Annotated in this window: 1 protein-coding gene; it reads left to right on the top strand. The window is 51.6% G+C overall.

Annotated features, from left to right (window positions below; genetic code table 11):
* A partial coding sequence (locus KDK19_RS02675) for an NCS2 family permease (RefSeq protein WP_257291298.1) occupies positions 1–1175 on the top strand: 1175 nt, incomplete at its 5' end.
* Positions 1176–1443: the final 268 nt, after the last annotated feature.

Raw genomic sequence — 1443 nt, 5'->3', positions numbered from 1 at the left:
GTGATGCCGGCATGGATAAAGGGGCTCTGTTCACTGCCACCTGTTTGGTTGCAGGTCTCAGTACCATTGCCATCGGCCTATATGCCAATTGGCCTGTAGGACTGGCACCGGGGATGGGTTTGAATGCTTTCTTCGCTTATGCGGTGGTGCTGGGCATGGGTTACAGCTGGCAAGAAGCCATGGGTGCTGTATTTTGGGGCGGCATAGGCTTCATGTTGTTGAGTCTGTTCAAAGTCAGGGCATGGATTGTCGATAGCATTCCTGTTGGTCTCAGAGTCGGAATCACCAGCGGCATTGGTCTCTTCCTGGCACTGATTGGCCTTAAAAATGCCGGTATTGTGGTGGCCAGCCCGGGCACCATAGTGACGTTGGGGGACATCACTCAGTTTGGCCCCATGATGGCCTGTCTCAGTTTGTTTCTTATTCTGGGTCTGGCCTTCCGTGGTCTCAAAGCCGCTGTGCTGATCGCTATCGCCGTTGTGACCGCCATTGCTCTGCTGGCTGGTGATGTTGCTTTTACTGGTGTCGCTTCAGCGCCGCCCAGCGTGATGCCCATCGTCGGTGAGCTGGACATTATGGGCGCTCTGAACCCTGAAATGCTGGGTGTCATTATTGCCTTCATGTTCGTCAATCTGTTTGATACCACGGGTACCCTGATTGCTGTGGGCGACAAGGCGGGCCTGGCAGACAAAAATGGCAAGATGCACAACATGAACAGAGCCATGGTGACTGACGGTACAGCTTCCTGGGCGGGAGCGTTGATGGGTACACCGACTGTGACTTCTTATGTTGAAAGTGCTTCAGGTGTGGCCGCAGGAGGTCGCACAGGTCTGACAGCGGTCACCATCGGTGTGCTGTTTTTGCTATGTGCTTTCTTCTCTCCCCTGGCTGGCATGGTACCCGCTTATGCAACAGCGGGAGCCTTGATTTATGTTGCCGTTCTGATGGTAGGTAGCCTGGCCAATATTGACTGGAATGATCTGACAGAAGCCGGACCGGTCATGATGACAGCGATCATGATGCCACTGAGCTTCTCTATTGCTAATGGTATCGCTCTGGGGTTCATCGCTTACCCGGTGATTAAAGTTCTGGCTGGACGTTCCAGCGATGTCAGTATCAGTGTCTGGGTATTAGCAGTGCTCTTTGCCCTAAAATTTGTCTTCTTTGGCGTCTGAGCCTGTCTGGCTTGCTCATTTAAGGTGAGCAAGCCTGTTAACTCTCTTCAGGCAAAAATTCTCAATCACGTTTTGATACCGTGCCCCTTATCCGCTCGTCTATCCTCACTGCTCCTATCCATAGAAAACAAAGGATAGAACCATTAAAAGTCTACTCTTGCACGTATTGGTTTTTGTGCCTTTCGTTTGCCCGGTTGGGCCACAGACTTACCGTTTTATCGTTGAGGTTAACCAGAATGGGGCTTTGACAAGCCAGAGTTTGTCTATA

This window comes from Endozoicomonas sp. ONNA1 (assembly GCF_024606325.1).
Classification (GTDB): Bacteria; Pseudomonadota; Gammaproteobacteria; order Pseudomonadales; family Endozoicomonadaceae; genus Endozoicomonas_A.
The sequence above is the reverse complement of the archived record's forward strand: the minus strand, read 5'-3'. Positions and strand labels throughout refer to the sequence as shown.